The 23,706-nt window shown below is 59.4% G+C and carries 28 protein-coding genes; 17 read left to right on the top strand and 11 right to left on the bottom strand.

All coding sequences use genetic code 11. The features are described 5' to 3' along the window. Window positions 1–60 precede the first annotated feature (60 nt). Together K1X12_RS06230 and K1X12_RS06225 are read right to left on the bottom strand one after the other, a co-directional pair. Window positions 61–393, bottom strand: a complete 333-nt coding sequence (locus K1X12_RS06230) for a DUF6726 family protein (protein ID WP_220986755.1) — start codon at window positions 391–393, stop codon at window positions 61–63. A 62-nt stretch (window positions 394–455) separates the two neighbouring features. Then, entirely contained in the window at window positions 456–2,048 is a 1,593-nt protein-coding gene (locus K1X12_RS06225) for a lysine--tRNA ligase (protein WP_220988811.1), read from the bottom strand. Window positions 2,049–2,207: 159 nt separating this feature from the next. Between K1X12_RS06225 and K1X12_RS06220 the strand changes: the two genes are divergently transcribed. The 6 genes from K1X12_RS06220 to K1X12_RS06195 all read left to right on the top strand — a co-directional run bounded on the left by K1X12_RS06220 (window position 2,208) and on the right by K1X12_RS06195 (window position 5,347). Then, window positions 2,208–2,657: a hypothetical protein gene (locus K1X12_RS06220; protein WP_220986754.1), complete on the top strand. Its 450-nt coding sequence runs from the start codon at window positions 2,208–2,210 to the stop codon at window positions 2,655–2,657. Between the two features lie 3 nt (window positions 2,658–2,660). Continuing rightward, window positions 2,661–2,888 carry a helix-turn-helix transcriptional regulator gene (locus tag K1X12_RS06215; protein WP_220986753.1) on the top strand — a complete coding sequence of 76 codons (228 nt, stop codon included), beginning with the start codon at window positions 2,661–2,663 and terminating at the stop codon, window positions 2,886–2,888. A gap of 58 nt (window positions 2,889–2,946) precedes the next feature. Then, a complete protein-coding gene (locus K1X12_RS06210; protein ID WP_220986752.1) occupies window positions 2,947–3,147 on the top strand; it encodes a (2Fe-2S)-binding protein in 201 nt (66 codons plus the stop codon). Between the two features lie 195 nt (window positions 3,148–3,342). Further along, window positions 3,343–3,828 carry a bacterioferritin gene (bfr, locus tag K1X12_RS06205; protein ID WP_220986751.1) on the top strand — a complete coding sequence of 162 codons (486 nt, stop codon included), beginning with the start codon at window positions 3,343–3,345 and terminating at the stop codon, window positions 3,826–3,828. 98 nt (window positions 3,829–3,926) lie between these two features. After that, the gene (locus K1X12_RS06200) at window positions 3,927–4,799 is read left to right on the top strand and encodes an SIMPL domain-containing protein (RefSeq protein WP_220986750.1); all 873 of its coding nucleotides are present in this window, start codon (window positions 3,927–3,929) and stop codon (window positions 4,797–4,799) included. Between the two features lie 173 nt (window positions 4,800–4,972). Next, window positions 4,973–5,347, top strand: a complete 375-nt coding sequence (locus tag K1X12_RS06195) for a DUF2853 family protein (protein WP_220986749.1) — start codon at window positions 4,973–4,975, stop codon at window positions 5,345–5,347. Window positions 5,348–5,430: 83 nt separating this feature from the next. Here K1X12_RS06195 and K1X12_RS06190 read toward each other — a convergent pair whose 3' ends face one another. The 3 genes from K1X12_RS06190 to K1X12_RS06180 all read right to left on the bottom strand — a co-directional run bounded on the left by K1X12_RS06190 (window position 5,431) and on the right by K1X12_RS06180 (window position 9,334). Continuing rightward, the gene (locus K1X12_RS06190) at window positions 5,431–6,567 is read right to left on the bottom strand and encodes an acyl-CoA dehydrogenase family protein (RefSeq protein WP_220986748.1); all 1,137 of its coding nucleotides are present in this window, start codon (window positions 6,565–6,567) and stop codon (window positions 5,431–5,433) included. Window positions 6,568–6,627: 60 nt separating this feature from the next. Continuing rightward, the gene (locus tag K1X12_RS06185) at window positions 6,628–7,842 is read right to left on the bottom strand and encodes an acyl-CoA dehydrogenase family protein (protein ID WP_220986747.1); all 1,215 of its coding nucleotides are present in this window, start codon (window positions 7,840–7,842) and stop codon (window positions 6,628–6,630) included. Between the two features lie 151 nt (window positions 7,843–7,993). After that, window positions 7,994–9,334, bottom strand: coding sequence for a glycosyltransferase family 2 protein (locus K1X12_RS06180; protein ID WP_220986746.1), 1,341 nt, complete (start codon window positions 9,332–9,334; stop codon window positions 7,994–7,996). Window positions 9,335–9,666: 332 nt separating this feature from the next. On the opposite strand from K1X12_RS06180, the gene K1X12_RS06175 reads away from it, so the two are divergent. From K1X12_RS06175 to K1X12_RS06165, 3 genes are all read left to right on the top strand, one after another. After that, window positions 9,667–11,274, top strand: a complete 1,608-nt coding sequence (locus K1X12_RS06175; RefSeq protein ID WP_220986745.1) for an FAD-binding domain-containing protein — start codon at window positions 9,667–9,669, stop codon at window positions 11,272–11,274. Between the two features lie 281 nt (window positions 11,275–11,555). Next, on the top strand, window positions 11,556–11,741 hold the full coding sequence (locus K1X12_RS06170; protein WP_220986744.1) for a hypothetical protein: 186 nt from the start codon (window positions 11,556–11,558) through the stop codon (window positions 11,739–11,741). Between the two features lie 75 nt (window positions 11,742–11,816). After that, window positions 11,817–12,122, top strand: a complete 306-nt coding sequence (locus K1X12_RS06165; protein ID WP_220986743.1) for a UrcA family protein — start codon at window positions 11,817–11,819, stop codon at window positions 12,120–12,122. Window positions 12,123–12,230: 108 nt separating this feature from the next. Here K1X12_RS06165 and K1X12_RS06160 read toward each other — a convergent pair whose 3' ends face one another. Beyond that, entirely contained in the window at window positions 12,231–12,752 is a 522-nt protein-coding gene (locus tag K1X12_RS06160; RefSeq protein WP_220986742.1) for a SixA phosphatase family protein, read from the bottom strand. A 122-nt stretch (window positions 12,753–12,874) separates the two neighbouring features. Here K1X12_RS06160 and K1X12_RS06155 point away from each other — a divergent pair, with 122 nt between their 5' ends. From K1X12_RS06155 to K1X12_RS06145, 3 genes are all read left to right on the top strand, one after another. After that, window positions 12,875–13,516, top strand: a complete 642-nt coding sequence (locus tag K1X12_RS06155; RefSeq protein ID WP_220986741.1) for a peroxiredoxin — start codon at window positions 12,875–12,877, stop codon at window positions 13,514–13,516. 112 nt (window positions 13,517–13,628) lie between these two features. After that, window positions 13,629–14,585 carry a calcium/sodium antiporter gene (locus tag K1X12_RS06150; RefSeq protein ID WP_220986740.1) on the top strand — a complete coding sequence of 319 codons (957 nt, stop codon included), beginning with the start codon at window positions 13,629–13,631 and terminating at the stop codon, window positions 14,583–14,585. 4 nt (window positions 14,586–14,589) lie between these two features. After that, window positions 14,590–15,504 carry a DMT family transporter gene (locus K1X12_RS06145; protein ID WP_220986739.1) on the top strand — a complete coding sequence of 305 codons (915 nt, stop codon included), beginning with the start codon at window positions 14,590–14,592 and terminating at the stop codon, window positions 15,502–15,504. 16 nt (window positions 15,505–15,520) lie between these two features. Here the strand turns inward: K1X12_RS06145 and K1X12_RS06140 are convergent, their stop codons facing one another. After that, window positions 15,521–16,405 carry a branched-chain amino acid aminotransferase gene (locus K1X12_RS06140; RefSeq protein WP_220986738.1) on the bottom strand — a complete coding sequence of 295 codons (885 nt, stop codon included), beginning with the start codon at window positions 16,403–16,405 and terminating at the stop codon, window positions 15,521–15,523. Between the two features lie 53 nt (window positions 16,406–16,458). Here K1X12_RS06140 and K1X12_RS06135 point away from each other — a divergent pair, with 53 nt between their 5' ends. From K1X12_RS06135 to K1X12_RS06120, 4 genes are read left to right on the top strand one after another with little or no spacing between them, the layout of a single operon-like run. Continuing rightward, window positions 16,459–16,923, top strand: a complete 465-nt coding sequence (locus K1X12_RS06135; protein ID WP_220986737.1) for a MarR family winged helix-turn-helix transcriptional regulator — start codon at window positions 16,459–16,461, stop codon at window positions 16,921–16,923. Between the two features lie 10 nt (window positions 16,924–16,933). Next, window positions 16,934–17,623 carry a response regulator gene (locus tag K1X12_RS06130; RefSeq protein WP_220986736.1) on the top strand — a complete coding sequence of 230 codons (690 nt, stop codon included), beginning with the start codon at window positions 16,934–16,936 and terminating at the stop codon, window positions 17,621–17,623. A gap of 6 nt (window positions 17,624–17,629) precedes the next feature. Continuing rightward, entirely contained in the window at window positions 17,630–18,925 is a 1,296-nt protein-coding gene (locus K1X12_RS17175; protein WP_220986735.1) for an ATP-binding protein, read from the top strand. A 31-nt stretch (window positions 18,926–18,956) separates the two neighbouring features. Continuing rightward, window positions 18,957–20,498: a carbon-nitrogen hydrolase family protein gene (locus K1X12_RS06120; RefSeq protein ID WP_220986734.1), complete on the top strand. Its 1,542-nt coding sequence runs from the start codon at window positions 18,957–18,959 to the stop codon at window positions 20,496–20,498. A 3-nt stretch (window positions 20,499–20,501) separates the two neighbouring features. Here the strand turns inward: K1X12_RS06120 and K1X12_RS06115 are convergent, their stop codons facing one another. Genes K1X12_RS06115 through K1X12_RS06105 form a run of 3 tightly spaced genes read right to left on the bottom strand, consistent with a single transcriptional unit; the run spans window position 20,502 to window position 22,026 of the window. Continuing rightward, on the bottom strand, window positions 20,502–20,795 hold the full coding sequence (locus K1X12_RS06115) for a 4a-hydroxytetrahydrobiopterin dehydratase (RefSeq protein ID WP_220986733.1): 294 nt from the start codon (window positions 20,793–20,795) through the stop codon (window positions 20,502–20,504). Then, window positions 20,796–21,389 carry a hypothetical protein gene (locus K1X12_RS06110; protein WP_220986732.1) on the bottom strand — a complete coding sequence of 198 codons (594 nt, stop codon included), beginning with the start codon at window positions 21,387–21,389 and terminating at the stop codon, window positions 20,796–20,798. It lies immediately after the preceding gene. Next, window positions 21,376–22,026 (bottom strand): HAD-IA family hydrolase, encoded by a 651-nt coding sequence (locus tag K1X12_RS06105; RefSeq protein ID WP_220986731.1) that lies wholly within the window; start codon window positions 22,024–22,026, stop codon window positions 21,376–21,378. The genes K1X12_RS06110 and K1X12_RS06105 overlap by 14 nt, the downstream gene beginning before the upstream one ends. Window positions 22,027–22,137: 111 nt before the next feature. Here K1X12_RS06105 and K1X12_RS06100 point away from each other — a divergent pair, with 111 nt between their 5' ends. Continuing rightward, window positions 22,138–23,055 carry an SDR family NAD(P)-dependent oxidoreductase gene (locus K1X12_RS06100; RefSeq protein ID WP_220986730.1) on the top strand — a complete coding sequence of 306 codons (918 nt, stop codon included), beginning with the start codon at window positions 22,138–22,140 and terminating at the stop codon, window positions 23,053–23,055. An 81-nt stretch (window positions 23,056–23,136) separates the two neighbouring features. On the opposite strand, the gene K1X12_RS06095 is transcribed toward K1X12_RS06100, so the two are convergent. Further along, on the bottom strand, window positions 23,137–23,550 hold the full coding sequence (locus K1X12_RS06095; protein ID WP_220986729.1) for a hypothetical protein: 414 nt from the start codon (window positions 23,548–23,550) through the stop codon (window positions 23,137–23,139). Window positions 23,551–23,706 lie beyond the last annotated feature (156 nt).

The following is a 23,706-nucleotide window of genomic DNA, read 5'->3' as shown; positions in this document are numbered from 1 at the left end:
CGCTCAGGGAAAAATCACACCCGGCCCGCGCAAGCAGGCTGGGTGTGATCGTTTTTAGGTCTAGTGGAGCGGCGAGACTTCCACGTCGACGACCTTGCCCTTCTTGCTCATCTTCTCGATTTCGCGCTCGACATGCTTGGCTTTGACTTCGCGTGTTTCGGTGCGCGTGCCCTTGCCCTTCTTGTAGGTGACTTCGAGCCGGACCATTTCATCAGGGCCGTCCAGCGCGTCGCCGGTGACCCGCACAGCGGTTCCCCCAACGAACACAACGCCTTTGGCAGCGCCCTCAAGCGCGTCGCCCGCCAGGCTTACCGGGACTGTGACGATCTTGGTCGCCACGCAGCCTGTCAGCGGCAAGACCAGGACAGTCGCGGCGAGAATGAACGTGCGCATGGGGAAGCCTCCTCTGGAAGCCCCCTTTAAGCCCTGATTTGCGTTACCGTCTGCTTACGAGCTCAGTCGCGCGCGAGCGCTTCGTCGATCAGCGTTGCGGTATCGGCCACGCCATAGAGCGCTGCAAAGCTGCCGAAACGCGGCCCCTGCTCCTGCCCCAGCAGCACTTCATAGAGCGCCTTGAACCACTCGCGGAGATTTTCGAAGCCGTGATCCTTGCCGACGCTGAAAGTCAGCGTCTGCAGGTTCTCTCCGGTCGGCTCGTCGCTGAACGCCCTGAGGCGGGAGGAGAGATCCACCATCGCGGCGCGCTCCTGCTCGCTCGGCGCACGGAAGGTTTTCGCCGGCAGAACGAAGTCGCGATAGTACCGCATGGCGTATCCGGCGAGATCGTTCAGGAGCGGATGGCTCTCCGGCGACGCTTCCGGCGCGTAGCGCGTGATATAGGCCCAGAGCTGGGACACGTCCGTCGGGTTTGCCACGGCCACGAGGTTCATCAGCAGCGCAAAGCTGACCGGGCTCGACCATTGCGGCGGCTGGCCGGAATGGATGTGCCAGACAGGATTTTCAAGTTGCGCGGCGGGAGCCTCCTGCGGATATTTTTCCAGGAAGGTCAGGTATTCGTCGACCGCTTTGGGGATGACATCGAAATAGAGCTTCTTGGCAACGCGCGGTTTCTGGAACTGGAAGAGCGCGAGGCTCTCGTCCGGCGCGTAGGTGAGCCATTGCTCGACCGAGATGCCGTTGCCCTTGGTTTTCGAGATCTTCTCGCCTTTTTCATCCAGGAACAGTTCGTAGACATACTGTTCGGGCGGACGCGCGCCGAGGATGCGCGCGATCTTGGAATAGATCGGGGCGTTGGCCTGATGGTCCTTACCGAACATTTCAAAGTCCACGCCGAGCGCGGCCCAGCGCATCCCGAAATCAGGCTTCCACTGCATCTTCACAGCGCCGCCAGTGACGGGAAGCGTCACATCGCGGCCGTCTTCGTCCGCAAAGGTGATCTCGCCGCGCGCCGCATCGACATGCTTCATCGGCACATAGAGGACGCGGCCCGTGCTGGGGCTGATCGGCAGGAAGGGCGAATAGGTGGCGCGGCGCTCGTCTCCAAGCGTCGGCAGCATGACATCCATGATGTCCTGATACTTCTCCGCCGCGCGCAGCAGCATCGCATCGAACCGGCCGGACTTGTAGCAATCGGTGGCCGAGAGAAACTCGTACTGAAAACCGAATTGATCAAGGAAGGCGCACAGGCGTGAGTTCATATGTGCGCCGTAGGAAGCGTGTGTACCGAACGGATCGGGCACTGACGTCAGCGGCTTCTGCAGATATTCTTCCAGCGATTTGGGGTTGGGCACCGTGTCAGGCACCTTCCGCATACCGTCCATATCGTCAGATACGCAGATCAGGCGGGTGGTGTATTTTCCAGCTGTCAGCACTTCAAAAGCATGGCGCACCATGGTGGTGCGAACGACTTCGCCGAATGTGCCGATGTGCGGCAGGCCCGATGGACCATAGCCGGTTTCGAAGATGACCGGATCGTCGGCCTTGCGCTGGCCGCCCTTCATCTGATCCTCAACGCGCTTTTCCAGCGCGCGGGCAAGCTCGAAAGGCCAGGCCTTGGCAGATTGGGCGAGAGTGGACAGGTCGGTCATCGGATCATCAGTCATTGGAGATTATTGGTTGGCCGGACCTAGAGGCCACGCCGGAAAGCGTCAAGGCAATGCACCATGATTTGTAAAACATGTTTGACATGTCAAAAATATTAGACTATCCGCTGGTGTATAGAATTTTTGACATGACTGGAGAACGCTTTGTCCCTGTTCACATCCATCCGTGAGATGCCATTCCGTGAAAAAACCGCATGGGCGATGGCCACCCTGCTGACGGCAGGCGGTATCTTTTACTTCGACAAGGTGGTGAGCCTATCCCGCGCGCTGGGGGAAACAGCGCCGCCAATCATCGGCTTCGTGATCGCTTATGTTGTGCTGATCATCATCGGGTCCATCATCCTGATGTCTGCACTGGCCGCTTCATCTGCCCGGGAAGCCGAAGCTCCCGCCGACGAACGGGAGCGGCAAATTCAGGACAAGGCCGGCCACTGGTCAGGCTACATGCTCGCCTTTGCGGCGTTTGGCGCCCTCCTCAACTTCTCGGTCGATGGCGATGGAAACATGCTGTTCCACCTGGTATTTGCCGGCCTGATGGTTTCGCAAATTGCCGAATATGTGTTCCAGATCATTCTTTACCGGCGCGGCGTCTGACCGATGGCAAAGGCACCCCCAATTTCCAATCGCATCCGCGAGTTGCGCGAATCCCATGGCAATATGAGCCAGGCAGCACTCGCCGACTCCATTGGCGTCACCCGGCAGACAGTGATTGCGATCGAGCTTGGAAAATACTCCCCTTCTCTGGAAAGCGCGTTCCGGATCGCACGGGTATTCGGCCTTGGAATCGAAGACGTTTTTGGCTGGGATGCGCCCGCTGCCGAATGAGCAGGGCCAGCGCAAAACTCCGATTGACACTCATTCTCAATTGATGCAAATGGTTCTCATGATCATTTGCGTCTGTAATCGCATCAACTGCCGGGGTGTCCGCGAAGCCGTCGATGGCGGCGCACGCAGCCCGCGGGCCGTGCAGGCTCACCACGGATGCAAATTCAATTGCGGCAAATGCTCGACCGCCATCGGCGAGATCATTTCCGAAAAGATGGATGCAGCGGCAGGCACCGCTCCGCTGCTGGCGGCTGAATAAGCCACCGGCATTCTTCCTGAAAACTCAACAGCTTGCATGCTCCCAGCGCCCGCGCGGAGCAGGACTACCCCCATTGCAACTGTGTCTCACTATCATACTCAATTGATTTTATTGGATTTTTTGTTTGATCCGCATGGAATCGTCGCTTATACGGCTATGTAGATTCACCTAATTCCATTGCACAGGAGCTTTCCAATGAGAGGCGACAAAAAGGTCATCGACTTCCTGAACCAGGCCCTCAAGAACGAGCTGACCGCGATCAACCAGTATTTCCTGCACTCCCGCATCCTCAACGACTGGGGCGTCTCCAAGCTCGGCAAGAAAGAGCATGAAGAGTCGATCGAGGAGATGCATCACGCTGACTGGCTGATCGAACGCATCCTGTTCCTGGGCGGACTTCCCAACCTTCAGGACCTGGGCAAGCTGCACATCGGCGAGAGCGTTCAGGAAATCCTCGAATGCGACCTGAAGCTTGAGAACATCGCCATTCCGCTGCTGCGTGACGCGATCCAGTATTGCGAAGAAGTTCGCGATTATGGCAGCCGCGACCTGTTCTTCAAGATCCTCCACAATGAGGAAGAGCACGTCGATTATCTCGAAACCCAATTCGCCCTGATCGAACGCATCGGCATCGAGCGCTATACGCTGCTCCAGTCGGAAGCGAACGAAAAAGGGGACTAATCCGGTCATTGTGCCGCCACATTAAGCGACGGATAGTTCTAACGGCCTGCAGCAACGCTGCGGGCCGTTTTCACATCCAGACCTTCAAGGGGACAAACATGCACCGCCTAGCCAGCAGCCTAGTAGCCCTCTGCCTCGCCCTTCCGGCAGCAGCGCAGAGCGTACCTGACTTTCAGAACGAAGCTTTCGTTACGCCCTACTGGACGCGCGTTCCGGTCATCGAAGTGCTCGGCCGGGCGAATATGGAAGTCGCTCCGAACCGCGCCTCCTTCTCCGTGACCTATCTGGAGACGGACAAGGATTCAAAGAAAGCGATGCAGCTGGCAGTGGAGCGTGGGCGCCTCGCCTATGACACGATCAAGAAGACGGCAGGTGAAAGCGCGCGCATCCAATCTTCCGTCAACGTCACAGCGCTTTACGAGCAATACAAAGACAAGGACGGCAACCGGATCGACAATGAGCGCTCCGACAAGATCCGCGCATATGAAGCGCGCGTCTCCTTGAGCATCGTTGTGGACCAGGTTTCCAAGGCAGGCGCTGCGCGCGCGGGCGCACTTGCTCTTGCGCCGGAAAACTCTACCGGCCTTTCCACCTATCTTGAACGCACGACGGATATGAACCGCGCCGCCTATGAAGCCGCAGTCGAAGATGGGACGGCGCGCGCAAAAGCAACGGCTGAAGCGAGCGGCGCAGTCATCGGAAAGCTGATGGTGGTTCAAGAGGGTACCGGTCCCTGCCTCGGCCAGTGGTCTTCCATGGCTGGCAGCGACTACGATTATTACCGCTCCGCTCCAGCCGCCATGGCTCCACCATCCCCACCTCCACCGCCAGCACCAGTTGCTGCCGGTATGGTCGGCGGTCGCCAGATAACCATCACACAGGCTGATATCGATACCCTCAATCTGCCCTCTGATGACAAACCGCAGCAAATTTCCGCCAGCGTCTGCATGATTTACGCGCTCGGGAAATAATAATCCTTACACTGACGCTTGAGACAGAAATGCACAGCCTGTGCATTTCTTCTTGATCCTTCTTGCGAAGCGAGGTCTACATGCCGTTGAGGCATCAGGCCTCCTTCGCAATCCCTATGGCACTATCCGCTTCGCCTTTCTGCGCTGGAGTGGACCAAGGAAGGAAATCAAAAATGGCAAAAGCCACCACCAAGGCGCCCAGCGCCAAAGAAGTGCTCGTTGAGAAGTACGTTGCAGACCTGAAGGAAAAAGTCGGCGAAACCCGCCCGGACCTTGCCCTTCTCGATGCTTGCGTGAAAGCGTGCGGCCCAGCAATCTATAAAGCTGACTCGGCAACCGTTGCCGCTTCCGACAAAGAAGAGCTTGCGCGTGTAAAGATGAATTTCATCGCCAAGCGCCTTGGCGTCACCGATGAAGCCAAAGCCGACGCCGCCATCAAGGGCGCCATCGAGAAGTATGGCCGCAGCGTGCGCGCCAAGCACCGCCCGGTTGTCTACTACCTCATCGCCAAGGAACTGAAAAAAGCTGCTGCTCTCAAGAGCGCCTGATTTCAGACTTGAAGGCCAAATAAAAGCCGCCGCCCCGAGAACCGGAGCGGCGGCTTTTTATTCTATGTCAATCAGCTAATCGATCAGTAGCCGCCAAGACGGGCATAACGGTCGCGGTGCCAGCTCGCCGAGCCATAAAGGGCTTCCTGCACGCGGGCGCGCTTCATGTAGAAGCCCGGTTCTGCAGCATCGGTCATGCCAATGCCGCCATGCATCTGCACGCACTCGTTGGAGACAAGGTGAACCAGCTCACCTGCGCGCGCCTTGGCAAGGCTGGCAAGCTCGGCAATATCGGCCTTGCCCTCGTCTACGGCAGAAAGCGCCGCCATGACGCACGAGCGTGTCATCTCCAGATCGACAAACATCTTCGCGGCGCGGTGCTGCAACGATTGGAACGAGCCGATCAGCTGGCCGAACTGTTTGCGGGTGTTGAGGTATTCCAGCGTCATGTCGAATGCGGCCTGAGAGGAACCGAGCATTTCGGCGGCGAGGCCGATGGCGGCCCGGTCGAGCACCGGATCGAGAATATCGGCGCCTTCGTCCGCGGGGCCGATCAGCGCGCTTTCCGGAACATTGACGCCATCGAATGTAACATGCGCGGCGCCGTGACTGTCGACGGTCTTGAGTTCCGCAATGGAGACGCCTTTTGCATCTGCGGGCACGAGGAAGAGGCTCAGCCCGTGACGATCCCCCGCCTCACCAAAAGTGCGCGCGACGACGATCAGCATGTCTGCGTGATGGGCATCCGGCACGTATTTCTTGAGGCCGTTGATCGTGTAGCCTTGGCCGTTGCGCTCTGCCTCGGTCGAAACGTTGTACGGCGAGAAGTGCGCCGACTCGTCGAGCGCGAGTGCAAAGGTTTTTTCGCCGGCGGCAATTTTCGGAAGCCATGCTGCCTGCTGCGCAGCCGAGCCACCCAGTTGGAGCGTGGACGCGGCGATCAGCGCCGTTTGCAGAAGCGGCGTCGCCGCGACAGTACGCCCCTGTGCTTCCAGGATCTGGCCAAGTCCTGCCATCCCGAAAGTTTCTGCGCCCGGCTCATCGGGAATGATCACGCCAAAGAAACCAAGCTCAGCAAGCTTTTGGCGGGTGGCAGAATCCTTGCCGTTGGCACCTGCATCGCGCATCGCGCGAAGGTGGGCGATAGAGAGTTCATCACGCGCAAAAGCCGTAGCGGTTTCACGCAGCATTTCCTGGTCTTCAGTCAGCACAAAGCTCATTACTCTGACACCTTATTCAAATCTGTGTGGTCGTAGGGGCGAAGCGGCCGTTTCCGGCGCTTACTGATGCTCTTTCAGGCCAAGCACGCGCTTGGCGACGACATTGAGGTTGATCTCCGAAGTTCCGCCTTCGATCGAGTTGCCCTTCGAGCGAAGCCATTGGCGGGTCGCCTTCTTCGCGCCCCGGTCAAAGCCCTCGCCTTCCCAACCGAGACCTTCTGTTCCGAGCGATTCAATCAGAAGCTCGTGACGGTCCTGGTTCATCTTGGCGGCGGCGTATTTCAGGATGGATGCGGTGTGGCCAACCGCCTGACCGGCTTTCGCCTGCTCGGCCTGACGCTGAACCGTCAGCGAGAAAGCCTTCACATACATCTTGTGATCGGTAATGCGGCCTCGCATGTCACCATCGGCAATGCGACCGGCTTCGTCAGTGCCCACGTGTTGCTTTGCATAGTCTTCCGGCCCGAGAATACCGGAGCCGCCGGTGCCGCCGAAGCCGCCGGCCGAAATGGACGAGCGCTCAAATTGCAGAAGTCGCTTGGCGATATCCCAGCCGCCATTCAGCCGGCCGACCAGCTGGTCCTTGGGAACCTTCACGTCCGTGAAGAAGGTTTCGCAGAAAGGACTTTCACCAGAAATCAGCTGGATCGGACGCGCTTCCACGCCGGGGCTCTTCATGTCGAACAGGATGAAGCTGATGCCTTCATGCTTCACGCTCGTATCGGTGCGCACGAGACAGAAGATCCAATCGGCTTTGTCGGCGTAAGAGGTCCAAACCTTTTGGCCATTGATCAGATAGTGGTCGCCCTTGTCTTCGCAGCGCGTCTGCAGGTCTGCAAGGTCGGAACCTGCGCCCGGCTCGGAATAGCCCTGACACCAGCGGATCTTGCCCTTCACGATGTCCGGGATGAAGCGTAGCTTCTGTTCGTAATTACCAAACTCGAGCAGCGCCGGGCCGAACATCCAGAGGCCGAATGAAAAGAGAGGCGGGCGCGCTTTGATACGGCGCATCTCCTGCTCAAGCACGCGTGCTTCGCCGCGGGAGAGCCCTCCGCCGCCATATTCCTTGGGCCATTCCGGCGCGGTCCAGCCTTTTTCGCCCATACGATCGAGCCAGACCTTGGAATCGGGGTTCTTGAAGGTTGCGTTGCGGCCACCCCAGACAATCTCATCATCCAGCATCGGTGTACGCATGGAGGGCGGGCAGTTCTCTTCAAGCCACTTGCGCGCCGCTAGGCGAAACTCTTCAAGCTGCTCGGCATTGTCATAAGCCATGTCAGTGCTCCCTGGGGCATATATGTCTCTAGGTCACCCTAGGCCTCTCCCCTGCCGTCGCCAAGCATTCACGCGGCGTCAGAGTTTGAGCAAAGCGCCGCCTCCGGTTTCACTGGCGAACACAGACGGAACGTTTCGACTTCGGAACAACTCAACAGGCAGGCGAGCTGAATCGCGTGTCGCGTGCAGAGCCGCCAGGACAAACCGGCGCCAGGTCGCCGGGATGGGGCGTCTTTGCCCAATAGTGGGGACGCCGGATCAGCCCATAAATTGCCCGTATCATGGCAATCGACTGAAGCGGCCAGTAGGCGGGCAATGTGAGGACCAGAAGCAGGCGCCGCAAGTCCTTACGTCCTGGCGCGAGCAGCGCCATCAGCAGACCTGACAGGTAAGCGATGCCTGCAAAAGCCAGATAGAAAGGGGCGACAGCTACCCCCGGCAGCACAAACGCCAGAAGCAACCAGATGGCCCATGGCCCATGCACCAGAGCAGACAGGATGGAGGCGCCAAGCGTCAATTGAAGCGCGAGGAAATTAATCGCGCCCATTTCCCGGACTGCGCGAATGGGCTGACGCATGGCTACTAGCCAGGTCTGAAGGAAGCCCTTGAGCCACCTGGACCGCTGCGACAGCCAAATCATCGGCTGCTCCGGCGGCGCCTCGAACGTTGGCGGCGCAATTACACCAACAGAGTTACCGCGCCGCGCCAAGCGCAGGCCGAGGTCAGCATCTTCCGTTACATTCCAAGCATCCCATCCACCGGCAGCTTCGAGCCTAGATCGGCGGAAATGATTGCTGGTTCCCCCGAGCAGTATCGGCATACCCAATGCAGCGAGCCCAGGAAGAAGTCGGCCAAACTGCACAGCGTACTCCAGGGCCCATTGCCCGGCGATCCAGCCTCTGTCACCCGCACCTACCAAGGGCGCCTGCACGCAGGCAAGCGATGGTCCACCGGACCGGAAAGCCCTGACCGCCGCCTTCAATTGATCCGGGCTCGGCTTATCTTCAGCATCGTAGACGACAACAAATTCACCTTTGGCGGCCAGCAGGCCATAGTTCAGCGCGCGCGGCTTTGTCCGTGGCATTCCTGGCGGCACCACAAGAAGCTCTGTCCCTCTGGGCCAATCCTGCATTCGAAGCGCTTCACGGGTCGCTTCATCTCCAGTTTCGATGAGAAGCTTTACGTCCAGCCTGTCGCGAGGATAATCGAGCCGACAGATCGCGCGGGCCAATTGCGCCGCAGTCTGAGCTTCGTCTTTCAGAGCAATCAGCAAGGTGTAGACGGGCCAGGAAACCGATTCTTCGTCGTTTACAACAGACGCGGAGACAGGCCGCCCCTCCACCACATGTGCGCCCCAGATGTATATTGCGGCGCGAAACACCAACGCAGCAGCGAACACGCTGAAGACAGCGCTAGCTGCAATCTGAAACAAGGTACCTGGAAGCAGCAGCAAGGCGACAACAAGCAGGATGGCGCCTATCGACAAAACCACTGTCTGCCCCTTCGTCAGGGTCCGGATTGCTGAATCCCTGGGTTGATGTTCCGCCAGCGCAAAAGCTGCAAGACTTGCTTGGCGCTCGTCTGGCGCGGGCTCCCGAATACCGCCCCCTAGCAGAGGCAACAACAATTGCCTGGCCGACTCTCCGTCTGCCGCCATCCCCCATCTCCCGGAACATGCCCATCAACCTTTAAACCTTAAATCACACTCGTTTCACTATCGCAACGAACTGTTCGGGCCGTTGCATCGAACGCACCGCCGCAAAGCCATCCCCCTCAACGATGCGCGGCCATGCAAACACTTCACCTCTTGCGGGAAGCGAACTTTTGTTCCATATTTGTTCTATGTCTGGTGTGCATGTCATCTGGTTTAAACGAGATCTGCGTGTTCACGATCACGCCGCGCTTGCCGCCGCTGCGGCGAGCGGTGCGCCCGTTTTGCCGCTTTATATCTTTGAGCCGGGATACTGGGCGCTGCCGGAACACTCGCGCCGGCAATTCGACTTTATCAAGGAAGCACTCGAAGAACTGGACGCAGCGCTCCAGGCGCGCGGCGCACAGTTGGTCGTGCGCACCGGCAATGCAATTGATGTGTTCTCAGACATCCATCGCAAGCATGGGATCGCTGCCATTCACGTGCATGAGGAAACCGGGCTGCAATGGACCTTCGACCGGGACAAATCTGTTCGGCGCTGGGCCCGCAATGCCGGTATTTCGTTCCGGGAACAGGCTCAACATGGCGTCCAGCGGGGCCGGCCACACCGCGAAGGCTGGGCTGACGATTGGGAATCCATGATGCGCCGCCCACGGATTACTGCACCGGACAGTCTGATTTCTGCGGGTATTGCTTCCGAAGACTCCCCCCTTCCCCAGGACTTCGGCCTTGGACAGGACGACTGCCCGGACCGGCAAATGGGCGGCCGCTCGCATGGCGTTGAATGTTTGCGCAGCTTCCTGGAATGCAGAGGCCGCACTTATCAACGCGATATGTCTAGCCCGCTGACAGCAGTAGACGCATGTTCGCGGCTCTCGCCACATCTTGCCTTTGGTACAGTCTCAATAAGGGAAGCATGGCAGGCGGCGCGGCGTGCGCAGGATGCTCACACCTCCGCAGGTGATCGCGAGTTTGCCGTCTCAATCGGAAGCTTCACCGCACGTCTGCAGTGGCACTGTCACTTCATTCAGAAACTTGAAGACCAAACCCTGATTGAAAACCGTAACCTGCGCCCGACTTATGACGGTCTCCAGCCCGTGCCGGAAGCAGATGACCCACGTCTGACGGCGTGGATCGAGGGGCGCACCGGCTTCCCATTCCTTGACGCGTGCATGCGCTCCCTCAAGGCGACCGGCTGGCTGAACTTCCAGATGCGGGCGATGATGATGGCGTTCGCGAGCCATCATCTTTGGCTCGACTGGAAACGTCCCGCCGAACGGCTGGCCGCGCTCTTTACGGATTTCGAGCCCGGCATCCATTATCCGCAGGCTCAGATGCAAGCGGCTACCACAGACACCAACACGCCGCACATCTGTAATCCGGTGAAGCAGTCCAGAGATCAGGACCCCGAAGGCGCTTTCATCCGGCGCTGGCTGCCGGAGCTGGCAGGAATGCCGACGGAATGGATCCATGCGCCATGGGACGCGCCGGCTTCGGTCCGCGCGCGCGCGGGCATTGTTCTCGGCCAGACTTATCCGATGCGAATTGTTGACCATCTCGCCGCGGCGGAAGAGGCGCGCAGCCGCATCTTCGCCCTGCGCCGCAAGACGAGGCATGCCACCCGCGCCGCTGGAATCGATGCACGCCATGGCGGCAAGGCCGCTGGTATTCCCACGCGGGGACAACGGCGCCCGCTGGCCAAACCGCGCCCTGAAAAGGCGCCAGACCCTTTGCAGCTGAGCTTTGATCTCGGAGCGGCGCCTCAAATCAGGATTTCCTGAGCGCCACCCGGTCTGCACGCAATGCGGAACACGGCACGCTTGGCCGGGAAATCCCCGATTCCAGGATTATCGGCTTGCGATAAATCCTGCTTCTTCGTCAAAAGCCGAAATTATCGTTTTTCGATGAAATTATGTCCTTGTTTTTATTATGATTTATTTTTTTTCGATAATTTAATATTGAAAAACAATAATATCTGATCTATCTAGTTCTCATCGGCGGCGGGAAGAGCCCGCCAACGAGAAGAACGGACAAACCGACCAACAAGAAGGAGTATCAAGTTATGTCCCCCCGTGCCCGTCTCAGCGACAACGGACCCATGGTGTTCGAAGGTGTCCTGGCCTACGGCCTCGTCTCCGGCGATGCCGACTTCCGGTCCATTCCAGCGAACGACGTTGGCAAGGAGGGCCGCCGCAACCTTCTGGTCGCACGCCGCCGCCGTTTCAACCGCCGCGAAGCCCGCAACTAAGCGGCTAAAGAGCAGCCGGGCTCTCCCCTGGCTCGGCTGCCCCCCCTAGAAACGCCAACCCCTCAGGAAACGCCCATGAAACGCTTCATCATCGCCACCGCCCTCGCCGCAGCAACAATCGCAGCCCCTGCGCTTGCCGCCTCAGATACTTTCAAAATGGAAGTTGCATACACAGCCGAGAACCTGACGACGCGCAGCGGCGCCGAAGCAGAATACGACAGCATTCGCCAGCAAGTCGCTGAGCGCTGCAAAGCAGAAATGACTGATCGGATCTTCGCAGGCGGCTACGCGCGAACATTCTGCATTAGCAAAACCATGGATCGCACAGTCCTCTCGATTGACAATCCGCAGCTGACCGCTGTGCACGCAGAACACCGCTAAGCGGTGCGCAAATCACGGTTCCTGATCCCCGAGCCTCTCAGCCCTGACCCTCCACGGAACCGTGGCTCCTCCCGCCTTCTGCCCATCTGGGCGGAGGCGGTTTTTTTGTCAGTCAGCGTCGCGGAAATCCTTGGCACGCAAGACATGCGCAAGCTTGAAATGAGCCGGCACAAAAGCTCCGTCTTCCTCTGTTTCGAAAAGCGCAGCACAGCTGGTCGGAAACTTCTCGTGCAGGCGCAATGCGGCGGCATGGTCCATTGAGCCACCTTCCCTCAGGATGCTCAGCGCAAAATCATGGAGACCCGGATTGTGTCCGATCAACATCAGAACCTTGGCGCCGTCATTCTGGGTGACCGCCTCGGTCAAGCCTCTCACGCCTGTAAGGTAAAGCGCCTCCATGGGGCGGACCCTCTCTCCCGTCACCACCTTGGCAACTTCTGAGCAGGTCTCCCGGGCCCTGCGGGCGCTGGAAACGAGAATGCGTTCAGGACTCCACCCCATCGCAACAATCTCTTCTGCCATGCGCGTTGCGTCCGCATGCCCCTGCGGCGTCAGCGCCCGGCTGAAATCATCGATCCCCTCACTCCAGGGTTCGGTCTTGGCGTGGCGCATCAGGACCAGGCGTTTCATGCCTTGGTCCACACCTTGAACTGAAGAGGAATTCTCATGGACTGAATCAGGGGCTCTTAATTGGTCTGCCGGTTCTTAGGCACTACTAATACAAGGAAAATCAATAGCAGCGAGACGAAAAGATGAGCCTTCTGATCGGTGATGTCGCACCTGACTTCGAAGCTGAGACAACCGAGGGCCGCATCAGGTTTCACGACTGGGCCGGCAAGGATTGGGTCATCTTCTTTTCGCACCCCGCCGACTTTACGCCGGTATGCACAACCGAACTTGGCTACACGGCGAAGCTCAAAGGAGAACTCTCGCGGCGCGGAACAAAGGCGCTCGTGATCTCGGTCGATACTCTCGAGTCACACCGCGCTTGGATTGGCGACATCGAGGAGACGCAGGGTGCTGCGGTCAACTTTCCCATCATCGCGGACCCGGAAAAGAAGATTGCGACCCTTTACAACATGATCCACCCCGGCGCGGACGCTAAGGTCACAGTGAGGGCGGTCTATATCGTTGATCCAGACAAGAAAATCCGCGCCTCGATTATTTATCCGCCGAGCACCGGCCGAAATTTTGATGAAATCCTGAGACTGCTGGATTCACTGCAGCTGACAGATGGATACAAGGTCGCCACGCCGGTGAACTGGAAAGATGGTGAAGATGTTATCATCGCGCCCTCCCTCCAAGACTTCGCCGAGATGCAGCGGCTGTTCCCGAAAGGCTACAAGACGGTGAAACCTTACCTCCGTCTGACGCCACAGCCCAACAAGGCTTGATCCGACACCGCGACCGCGCCTAGCGAAGAATATTTTTCAGACGTCATCTTCCTCAAAGCTCTCGGATAGGCCAAATCCTCGGCCGGCGATGTGCCTTCGGGGAAATTCATCCATGCTTTTTGTGTCTCTCGTGCTCGGCCTTGTTCTGCTCGTGGCTGGTGGCGAATGCCTCGTCAGAGGCGCCGTCAAGCTGGCGGAAAAGTTCAGCGTATCACCGCTGCTGATTGGCCTCACTCTGGTTGGCTTCGGCACCTCAACACCCGAACTCGTCACCAGCCTGCAAGCCGCCTTTGCCGGCTCTCCGGGCATCGCGGTCGGCAATGTGGTTGGCTCCAACACCGCAAACATTCTGTTGATCCTTGGCGCCGCAGCCATCATTGCGCCGGTCGCTGTCGCAAAGGACACGTTCAAGCGAGACGGCATCGTCCTGGCCATCGCCATGCTGTTTTGCGCCTCCGCCGTTTTGCTGGGGCAATTGACGCGCTGGATGGGCATCTTCTTTGTGCTGACGCTTGCGGGCTATATCTGGTTTGCATTTCAGCAGGATCGCAAGACCTCCACCGTCGCCGTCGGGACCGGCCGGCCGGCGCCAGCGCCAAAGGCAAGCGCCGGCGCAATCGCCATTGACCTTGCTTTCGTTGCCGGCGGACTTGTCATGACGATGCTCGGAGCACGGTTCCTGGTGAGCGGCGCGATCGATCTCGCCAGAATGTTCTCGATTTCCGAGACGATCATCGGGCTCACCATTGTCGCAGTCGGCACGTCCCTCCCGGAACTGATCACCTCGGTGATGGCGTCCCTGCGAAAGCAAGGCGACATTGCTTTCGGCAATATTGTAGGCTCCAACATCTACAATGTATTGGGCATCCTTGGCGTCACATCCATTGTCAAACCCATCCCGGTACCCGCTGAAATCATCCAGCTTGACATCTGGGTCATGCTCGCCGCCTCCGCACTGCTGTTCGTGGCCGCCACGTCGCGCTGGAAGGTAACACGCATCGAGGGCGCAATCATGCTGGCTGCTTACGGCGCTTATGTTGGCTGGCTCGCCCTCAACGCGGCGGCTTGAACGTATGCGCACACCTCACCCAATTCTGCTCGTCTGCTTTGGTGTCCTTTTCGGTTGCGGCATCGACGCGATGATGAAGTACGTCATGCAGAGCGGCACCAGCGTGATCACGGCGACCACCTGGCGCTACACGCTCGGCGCCATCATCATGACCGCACTATTTGCGGCTTCCCGCCGCCCATTCCCATCGCTGCCGGCAATTCGCTTTCATGCGCTGAGATCACTTGCACAGGTGATTTCCGCCTTCTGCTTTTTCTACTCGCTGACCCAGATCGCGCTGGCAGAAGCCGTGGTGATGGGCTTCACCGCAGCGCTCATGATCGCGCCAATTGCCCGCGTGATACTCGGCGAGAAGATGAGCCCGGTTACGATCTGCGCCTCATTGATCGGCTTTTGCGGCGCCGCTCTGGCAGCGACTGCAGAGACGGCCGGCGCGCCCGCAGACGGCAACCGGCTTTATGGAACGATTGCCGTGCTTGGCTCGGCAGTATTGTACGCCCTGAACATCGTTTTACTTCGCCTGCGGACGAAGGAAGAGGACAGCCTGACGCTTGTCACCTTCATGAACATCTTCCCGGCGCTGTTCCTGGCGCCATTCATGTTTGTGTTTTCAGATCCACTTCCAATCAATGCCGCTGCCTGGTCGCCTCTTATCGGCGCCTCGCTATTCGGTATTGGCATCTGGTGGCTGATGACGATGGCCTATGCCCGAGAGAAAGCGCAAACGCTGGCACCGTTCGAATATACCGGACTGATCTGGTCCGCCCTGATTGGATACGCCTTCTTTCAGGAGATCCCCGGCTGGCGCGTTTGGGCAGGTGCCGCGATCATCATTGCCGCCTGCCTGGTCGTTGCTTTCGAAACACACTTCGTTGCCCGCCGGCAAGCTAAGCTGCCAGCGAGCGATATTCTGACCTGACCTAAAGCGTGAAAGATCAAAGCGCCAGTTCAAGCTTGCCATTGCAGAGGTTGGAATAGTCTTCCGCCAGCGAAAGGCTGATCTGGCCCGGCGTGTAGCGATGCACGCCAATCTCCGCGACCGGCGTGATCTCGGCGGCCGACCCGGTGATGAAGCACTCGGAGAAGGTCGAGAGCTCATCGGGAAAGATCGCCCGTTCAACCACGTCGATCTGGCGTGCCTTGGCCAGCGCAATCGTCGTCTGGCGGGTCAGGCCGTTCAGGAAGCAATCAGGCGTCGGCGTATGCAGGGCGCCATCGCGCACGAAGAAGATATTCGCCCCGGTCGCCTCGGCAATCTGGCCGCGATAATCGAGCATCAGGGCGTCCTGATAGCCGGCCTTCTCTGCCGCATGCTTGGAAAGGGTACAGATCATGTAGAGGCCGGCAGCCTTGGCATGGCAGGGCGCAGTGTCCGGCGCCGGGCGGCGCCATTCGGCATGGGTCAGGCGGATGCCCTTCATCTTGTCGGCAAAATAGTCGCCCCAATGCCAGACAGCCACGGCCAGGTGGATGGTATTGTTCTGCGCCGAAACACCCATCATTTCGGATCCACGCCACGCGACTGCGCGCACATAGGCGCTGTCGAGGCCGGATTTCTCCAAAGCCTCCTTTTTCGCGCGCTCGATTTCCTCAACGCTGAAAGGAATATCGAAGCCCATAATCTTTGCCGAATTGTGCAGCCGCTTGGAATGGTCAAGCGAGCGGAAAATCTTGCCGCTATAGGCCCGCTCCCCCTCAAACACCGAAGAAGCATAGTGAAGCGCATGGGTCAGGACGTGCACTTTGGTGTCACGCCAGGGTACAAAAGACCCATCCATCCAGATGTATCCGTCACGGTCATCATAAGGGATGGCAGCCATTGAGTACGCTCCTCGCTTGCACTTTTGGTTAGGTTCGCGTTCATTTCCGACTTATGGCCCAATCCGTCAACCTGAACCGCCCATTTGATCCCCGCCTCTTCCTGATCGATCAGGAACTCGACAGAGGCGCAGGTCTCCTGATTTCAGGGGCAGATGAGCTTATGCGCGCTGCTGAAGAGGCCCGTAAAAAGGCTGGTTTGAGCAAGTCTGAGATGCAGATTCTCATGGCCATTCGACACCGGCCAGGCCTGACCGTGAGCCAGTTGCGGAACCAGCTGGGGATGACTGTGCCGACTTTTGCCCGGATCATCGGCCAGTTGGACACGCGCGGGCTGATCGAAAGGGAGCGGGAAGGGAGCGATGGCCGACGCCGCAAGCTGGTCCTTTCAGATGCAGGAACGACGTTGACCACCCCCATCGCGATCGAATTGCGCGAGCGCCTCCGGCTGGCATTCCGGGCGTGTGGCCCTGAAGCAGTCGCCGGCGCGCGCTTCCTGCTTGAGGCGCTGGTGAAGTGAGGCAGCCAGCATGAGCACTCGTGAACCTGCCCATATCCTGATCGTTGACGACGATGATCGCATCCGTGATCTCACCAAACGCTTTCTGACAATGAAGGGTTATCGCGTCACCGGCGCCCCGGACGCAGCCGGCGCACGCCGCCTGATGGACAACATGACCTTCGATCTCGCCGTTCTGGATATCATGATGCCGGGCGAGACCGGTCTCGAGCTGCTTGAACGCATTCGGTCCAGCCCGGCAAAGGCAACGCCAGTCATGCTTCTGACCGCCCGCGGGGAAGCCCGCGACAGGATCGAGGGGCTGCGCCTCGGTGCAGACGACTATCTGGCCAAGCCATTCGAACCTGAAGAACTCGCGCTTCGATGCGAAGCCATCCTGCGCCGCTCGCAAAAGCCCGCCCCTCCCCCTGAAGAGATCGAGATGTCCGGCCTGGTGTTCAATGTCGAACGCGGCGAACTGAAAGCGGGCGACCAGCGTATTCGCCTGACCGACGCCGAACTCCAGCTGCTGACCATACTCGCCCATGCGCCGGGCGAAGCGATAAGCCGGGAAGACCTGGCCGAATTAACCTCGGCAGGATTGGAGCGGTCTGTAGATGTGCAGGTCACGCGCCTGCGCCGGAAGATCGAACCAAACCCCAAAGAGCCAATCCATATTCAGACCGTGCGGGGCATCGGCTACCGCCTGATGCCGGACTGACCGGCCGTGGCCCGCCTTCGCGACATTACCCCCCGTGGCCTATATGCCCGCAGCTTGCTGCTGATACTGGCGCCGGTCCTGCTGATCCTCAGCCTCATGACCTGGTACTATTATTCCAGCCACATCGCGGAGGTGAACCGCAAGCTCGGGCAAGGCATCGGGCGGGATGCGGCGTTGATCCGCAGCGCATGCCTCGACCCGGATTACGGTCCGACCGACTATGCTCGCATCCAGTATGTTCTGGAAACGGAGTTTCACTGTGATCTGAAGCCGAATGCTGTTCCCAGAAGCCTCCTCAAGGCTGATTTCCCCTACAGCCATATTCTTCGGGGCGAGCTCGTCAATCGCCTCGGAACGGGTATGTATATTGGTCAGGCGCCGGACAATACAAAGCTCCACATCCGGTTTGAAGTGAATGACAAAATCGGCGAGATCGTTGTCGACCGCAAACGCGCACTCGTTATCAATTCCCACTTTTTCATGGTGTGGGTGATTTTCTTCTCCCTGCTGATGGTCGCTCTGGCGATCGGATTCCTGAACCAGCAGGTTCGATCCATCATCCGCCTATCGGAAGCCGCACGCGCCTTCGGTCGAGGGCGGGATCTAGACGGTTTCCGTCCATCGGGGGCAACCGAAGTGCGCGACGCCGCCCGTGCGATCATTGACATGAAAAACCGCCTGACGGCCTTTGCCGAACAACGCACCGCTATGCTGGCAGGCGTGAGCCACGATCTTCGCACACCGCTTACCCGCCTGAAGCTCACCCTCGCGCTTATGCCGGAAACGGACGATCTTAAGGCAGCCAAGCGCGACCTTGATGACATGGCCATGATGCTCGACGAGTACCTCGCCTTTGCGCGCGGCGAAGAGGGAGACGAGACAACCGACTTCGACATTGTCAGCCTCGCGCACGAAATCGCGGCAGGTTTTGGACGGAATGTCCCGGTGATCGGTCCGGATAATCTTGTCATCCGCGGGCGGCCGCTCGCCTTGAAGCGAGCGATTTCCAACCTGGTTTCAAATGCGCTGAAGTACGCTACCAGCGCACAGATCACGGTCCTCGACGGCCCCCATTGGGTCGAAATCGTCGTCGATGATGATGGTCCCGGCATATTGCCAGAACGCCACGAAGAGGCGTTCCGCCCCTTCTCGCGACTAGACGAGGCACGCACCCAGAATGCGGCTGGTTCCGGATTGGGCCTCACGCTGGCCCGCGATACCGCTCGGCTTCATGGCGGTGACGTGCGTCTTGCGCAGAGTCCACTGGGAGGGCTACGCGCAATTTTAAGATTGCCACACTAAATAAAAGCGCAGGAAGTTCATCGGAGAAACCATGACGGCCACACGCACGAAACTTGTCATCCGAAACGCCAAGCCGAGAGACATTCCGGCAATCCTTCCGCTGTATGAAAAGGTTTATGGCGTCGCCTATGGCTATACGGCCGATCAGATTGCCGGACAGATCAACAAGTTTCCGGACGGCCAATTCGTTGCCGAGTTCGAAGGCCAGATCGTTGGTCACTGCGTCACATTCATGATCAACTCATCCACCGCATTGGCGCCGCACACCTGGAACGAGATCACCGGCGGCGGCTTTGCCGCCCGGCACGATCCGGAAGGCGACATGCTCTACGGCATGGATGTCATTGTCGATTCCGAGTTCCGCCGCCTACGCATTGGCCAACGGTTTTACAAAGTCCGCCAGGATCTATGCCAGTGGCTGGAGCTGAAGGGCATCCTGTTTGGCGGCCGCATTCCGGGCTATCAGCGCCATCAAAGGGAGTATCCAAACCCTGCCGACTATGTCGAAGCCGTAAAATCATCGAAGCTGCGCGACCCGGTGCTGAGCTTTCAGCTTCGCCAGGGATTTGAGCTCGTGGGTATACTGAGAAATTACATGCCAGAGGATTTTGAATCCTGCGGCCATGCCACCCAGATGTTCTGGCGCAATCCCCTAGCCCAGGAAACGATCAAGGCAAAGCCCAGCCTCGGTGACACTGCCCTACCTGAGCGGGTGCGCGTTGCTACGGTACAGTTCCAGATGCGCCGCATCAATTCGATTGATGATTTCGAGCAGCAGGTGGAATATTTCGTCGATATCGCATCGGACTACCGGGCGGACTTTGTGACGTTCCCGGAGCTGTTTACGCTTCAGCTGCTCTCGCTTGAGAGCAAGCCGCTCGGCCCCGTGGAAGCAATTGAAAAGATTTCCGAATACACGCCGCGCTTCATTGCCTTCATGGAGCGGCTGGCGGTCTCCTACAACATCAACATCATCGGCGGCTCTCACCCTTCCCGGATGGAAGACGGCGACATTCACAACGTCGCTTACATCTTCCTGCGTGACGGCTCCGTTCACACCCAGCAGAAGCTGCATCCGACGCCCTCGGAACGCACCTGGTGGAACATCAAGGGCGGCGAGGGCAACTCCGTCATCCAGACAGATTGCGGTCCGATTGGCGTGATGATCTGCTACGATTCCGAATTCCCGGAGATCGCGCGCCATCTCGTCGATCAGGGCGCGCTGATGCTGTTCGTTCCGTTCTGCACCGACGAGCGCCGCGGCTATCTCCGTGTACGGTATTGCTGCGCCGCCCGAGCCATCGAGAACCAATGCTACGTCGTTCTCTCCGGCGTCGTTGGAAACCTTCCGAATGTCGAGAATATGGACATTCACTACGCGGAAAGCTGCATCCTTACCCCGTCGGACTTCCCGTTCGCCCGCGACGGCGTTGCCGCTGACACAGCGCCCAACACCGAAACGGTCGCGATTGCCGACCTTTCCCTGTCGGACCTGCTTACCGCCCGTCAGTCCGGAGCGGTGCAGAACCTCAAGGATCGCCGGTTTGACCTCTATCGGGTCGCCTGGAAGTAAGGCCTAGCCGAGCCGCGAAGCAAGCTGGTCCATGAAGCCGGCAAGTTCCAGATCCTTTTGCGTTACGCCGTCGGCGTCATGCGTCGTCAGGATAACGTCTACCTTGTTGTAGACGTTGAACCATTCGGGATGGTGATCCATCTGTTCGGCCTTGAGCGCCGTGGCCGACATGAAGGCGAAGGCCGATTTGAAGTCGGCGAAGCGGTAGGACTTCTGGATCGCGTCGCGCTCCCCTTCCATCCTGGTCCAGCCGCGCAGGGCTTTGAGGGCGGCATCTGCACCGATCTTCAGCGTCATTCAATCTTCTCCATCCTGGCCGAGGACGAAATAGATCCAGCGGCCGTTTGCCGATATCGCCGCGCGCATGCCGGGATAGCCTTCGCCGGCACGGATGCGGGCAATGCCATCTTCGCCGATCAGTTCGCGCAGGCGGCGGCGTTCTACAAAGGTTAGTTTTTCGGGGATCAGGTCGCGGGAATCCTTGGCGGCAAGGTCTGGCCAGACAAACCAGATTTCCCCATCGACTTCGCGCTCACCAGGGGGCTCCAGGAAGAGTTCCCTGATCTTGCGGTTGGGATCGACGCCGGTGCGGCGGAGTAGATCCCAGAACTCGTAATGATCCTGGCCGCCGACATTGGAGATGAAACCTTCCTGCTTATCGGCGAGGCGCGCGAGGCTGCGCAGCGCGCCGCGTTCGGCGTGGCGCAGGATTTCCGCCTTCATGTCGGCCGCTTCGGTCGACAGCTCGACAGGTTCCGGCACTTGCGGCGCCTGGGTCAGGGATTCGGACGGCACCGGAGGGCCAATAGGCACCACAACCTCGGGTTCGGCCTGCGAGCAGGCCGCGAGCGTTCCCAGCAGGAGGGCGAGGATGCTGCTAGCGCACCGCATAGCCGGTGATGGCTTCCAGATCGGCCAGCAATTGTTCTTCGCTGGTCACCTTGATAGTTGCCATGCCCATTTCGCGGGCCGGCTTCAGGTTGATGCCGAGATCGTCGAGATAGACGCAGTTCTTGGGATCAACATCGAGGGCTTCGCACATCAGGGCGTAGATGCGTGGATCGGGCTTGCGAATGCCGAGCTTCGAGCTTTCGATCAGGTGATCGAACTGATCGAAGACGGCGGCAAGCTCGCTGGCCTTCTTGTCGTCATTCGTCATCGAAGCGCCCTTCCCGATGGGCGCGTTATTGGTGATGCAGCCGACCTTGCCGTGGCCTTTGCAGACCTTGAGGGCATTGACGACGCGCGGGCGCAGATGGCCCGACAGGAGGCCGAGGATATCCTTGCCGGGCACATCATGGCCCATGGAGACCGCTTCGGCCCGAAAGAGACCGTCGAACTCGTCGGCGCCAACAAGGCTGCGTTCGAGCTTGGCCCAGGCGTTTTCCAGCGGATTGACCGCATTGACCGAGCGGATGAAGTCCTTCGGCAGGCCTTTTTCGGCCTCATACCGGTTGAATGCCTCGAAGGGCGAGGAGGTGAATACCCCGCCGAAGTCCCAGATTACTGCCTGAAATGTGCGTGTCATGACCGGCTTGCTAGCCGCTCAGGCGAGGCATTTCAAATCTTGATTTTCTCACGCCCCTTGCAGCGGAGCTTCTGGCCGGTAGTGTCCGGCGCGACAAACAAGGAGGAACTCATGGGTGTTCTAGACGGCAAAGTGGTTCTGGTAACCGGTGGCGGTAACGGGATCGGCAAGGAATGTGCGCTTCTGGCAGCGCGCGAAGGCGCAAAAGTCATCGTCAACGACCTTGGCGGCGGCCTGAAGGGCGGCGATGAGGGCGATGCAGGCCCGGCGGAGGCTGTCGCAGCGGAAATCCGCGCCGCCGGTGGCGAAGCGGTCTCCAACTCCGAGAGCGTGACCGATTATGCGGCTGTCTCCGGCATGGTGACGCAGGCACTCGACACGTTCGGCCGCCTCGACTCGATCATCAACCCGGCGGGCATCCTGCGGGACGGCATGTTCCACAAGATGAGCGAAGCCGACTGGAAAGCCGTGATCGACGTTCACCTGCATGGCTCGTTCAATGTGACGCGCGCGGCAATCGAGTATTTCCGCGAGCAGGAACGCGGCAACTATGTGCTGTTCACCTCCACCTCCGGCCTGATCGGCAATATCGGCCAGGCAAACTATGCCGCCGCCAAGCTGGGCATTGCTGGCCTTTCGCGCATCATCGCCATGGAAGGCGCGTCCAAGAATGTTCGCTCCAACATCATCGCGCCGTTCGCCTGGACCCGCATGATCGCCTCGATCCCGGTGAAAGACGAAGCCGCCGCCCAGCGTGTCGAGCGGATGAAAAACGGCATGCGCGCCGATCAGGTGGCACAGGTCGCCATCGCGCTCTGCTCGGATGGCGCCTCGAATGTCAGCGGCCAGATCTTCGGCGTCCGCGGCAATGAAGTTGTCCTGTTCGACCAGCCGCGTCCGGTGAAATCGGTGGCCCGCCTGGAAGGCTGGAACCCGGAGTCGCTGCTGGCACAATGCTTCCCGGCGATGTCGCCCGACTTTACCGATCTGGGCGCGACGACCTCTGTGTTCCCCTACGAGCCAATCTGACGCCAGCAGCTTTGCCCGGCGCAGCCCTTGGGCTGCCCGGCAAAATGCGTCTCCCCGGTAATCCGGGGACGGCAGAAAAAGCTAAGACGTGTCGGGGCGGGCTGCCAAAGCCTGCCCCGATTGCGTTTGGGGCATCGGCGCGATGCCCGCTACAGGCACGGGCACAGATACGAATACGGACGCGGCGTCTTCTTCGCAGAACGCATCAGACAGACAGGCGCGCGTCAGGCCGCTGGCATAATCATAGCCGGCCGGCGCATAAGAGGCGGGCGCGGCGAAGCTCAGCGTGGAATCCGTAGGCAGACGGCGCAGGCGCACGCGGCCAAACTTCGAAATGGTGATCCAGTAAGGCACGCCGCGGCCATAATGGGCCCGCACCCAATCGCGCAGGGCGATCAGCTGCACAAAGATCAGCGGCCAGAGCAGGCGCTGAAGCAGGCTGAGGCCCGGCAGCGGGGTGGAAAAGGCGTAGTCCATAGGCGGAGGATGGAGCATGGGCAGCCCTGCCGGACAGGCGGGGCGGGATCTGTTGCGTGTGTGGGGATTGGGTGTTGGATAGGGCGCGGGGTTTCCTCGGCGTTGGGCCGCTGAGAGACCAGGTTCGTCTTCCCGGAAAGCGCGAATGCGCTTGTCCGGGACCCAGTGAGGGAG

It is taken from the genome of Hyphomonas sediminis, from assembly GCF_019679475.1.
Lineage (GTDB): Bacteria > Pseudomonadota > Alphaproteobacteria > Caulobacterales > Hyphomonadaceae > Hyphomonas > Hyphomonas sediminis.
This window is presented reverse-complemented; position numbering and strand designations above follow the sequence as displayed.

Bases quoted from the DNA above. Each gene is read 5' to 3' on its own strand.
- K1X12_RS06230 (WP_220986755.1), bottom strand. From the start codon at position 393: ATGCGCACGTTCATTCTCGCCGCGACTGTCCTGGTCTTGCCGCTGACA.
- K1X12_RS06225 (WP_220988811.1), bottom strand. From the start codon at position 2,048: ATGACCGACCTGTCCACTCTCGCCCAATCTGCCAAGGCCTGGCCTTTC.
- K1X12_RS06215 (WP_220986753.1), top strand. From the start codon at position 2,661: ATGGCAAAGGCACCCCCAATTTCCAATCGCATCCGCGAGTTGCGCGAA.
- K1X12_RS06210 (WP_220986752.1), top strand. From the start codon at position 2,947: ATGATCATTTGCGTCTGTAATCGCATCAACTGCCGGGGTGTCCGCGAA.
- bfr (WP_220986751.1), top strand. From the start codon at position 3,343: ATGAGAGGCGACAAAAAGGTCATCGACTTCCTGAACCAGGCCCTCAAG.
- K1X12_RS06200 (WP_220986750.1), top strand. From the start codon at position 3,927: ATGCACCGCCTAGCCAGCAGCCTAGTAGCCCTCTGCCTCGCCCTTCCG.
- K1X12_RS06195 (WP_220986749.1), top strand. From the start codon at position 4,973: ATGGCAAAAGCCACCACCAAGGCGCCCAGCGCCAAAGAAGTGCTCGTT.
- K1X12_RS06190 (WP_220986748.1), bottom strand. From the start codon at position 6,567: ATGAGCTTTGTGCTGACTGAAGACCAGGAAATGCTGCGTGAAACCGCT.
- K1X12_RS06185 (WP_220986747.1), bottom strand. From the start codon at position 7,842: ATGGCTTATGACAATGCCGAGCAGCTTGAAGAGTTTCGCCTAGCGGCG.
- K1X12_RS06170 (WP_220986744.1), top strand. From the start codon at position 11,556: ATGTCCCCCCGTGCCCGTCTCAGCGACAACGGACCCATGGTGTTCGAA.
- K1X12_RS06165 (WP_220986743.1), top strand. From the start codon at position 11,817: ATGAAACGCTTCATCATCGCCACCGCCCTCGCCGCAGCAACAATCGCA.
- K1X12_RS06160 (WP_220986742.1), bottom strand. From the start codon at position 12,752: ATGAAACGCCTGGTCCTGATGCGCCACGCCAAGACCGAACCCTGGAGT.
- K1X12_RS06155 (WP_220986741.1), top strand. From the start codon at position 12,875: ATGAGCCTTCTGATCGGTGATGTCGCACCTGACTTCGAAGCTGAGACA.
- K1X12_RS06150 (WP_220986740.1), top strand. From the start codon at position 13,629: ATGCTTTTTGTGTCTCTCGTGCTCGGCCTTGTTCTGCTCGTGGCTGGT.
- K1X12_RS06145 (WP_220986739.1), top strand. From the start codon at position 14,590: ATGCGCACACCTCACCCAATTCTGCTCGTCTGCTTTGGTGTCCTTTTC.
- K1X12_RS06140 (WP_220986738.1), bottom strand. From the start codon at position 16,405: ATGGCTGCCATCCCTTATGATGACCGTGACGGATACATCTGGATGGAT.
- K1X12_RS06135 (WP_220986737.1), top strand. From the start codon at position 16,459: ATGGCCCAATCCGTCAACCTGAACCGCCCATTTGATCCCCGCCTCTTC.
- K1X12_RS06130 (WP_220986736.1), top strand. From the start codon at position 16,934: ATGAGCACTCGTGAACCTGCCCATATCCTGATCGTTGACGACGATGAT.
- K1X12_RS06120 (WP_220986734.1), top strand. From the start codon at position 18,957: ATGACGGCCACACGCACGAAACTTGTCATCCGAAACGCCAAGCCGAGA.
- K1X12_RS06115 (WP_220986733.1), bottom strand. From the start codon at position 20,795: ATGACGCTGAAGATCGGTGCAGATGCCGCCCTCAAAGCCCTGCGCGGC.
- K1X12_RS06110 (WP_220986732.1), bottom strand. From the start codon at position 21,389: ATGCGGTGCGCTAGCAGCATCCTCGCCCTCCTGCTGGGAACGCTCGCG.
- K1X12_RS06105 (WP_220986731.1), bottom strand. From the start codon at position 22,026: ATGACACGCACATTTCAGGCAGTAATCTGGGACTTCGGCGGGGTATTC.
- K1X12_RS06100 (WP_220986730.1), top strand. From the start codon at position 22,138: ATGGGTGTTCTAGACGGCAAAGTGGTTCTGGTAACCGGTGGCGGTAAC.
- K1X12_RS06095 (WP_220986729.1), bottom strand. From the start codon at position 23,550: ATGCTCCATCCTCCGCCTATGGACTACGCCTTTTCCACCCCGCTGCCG.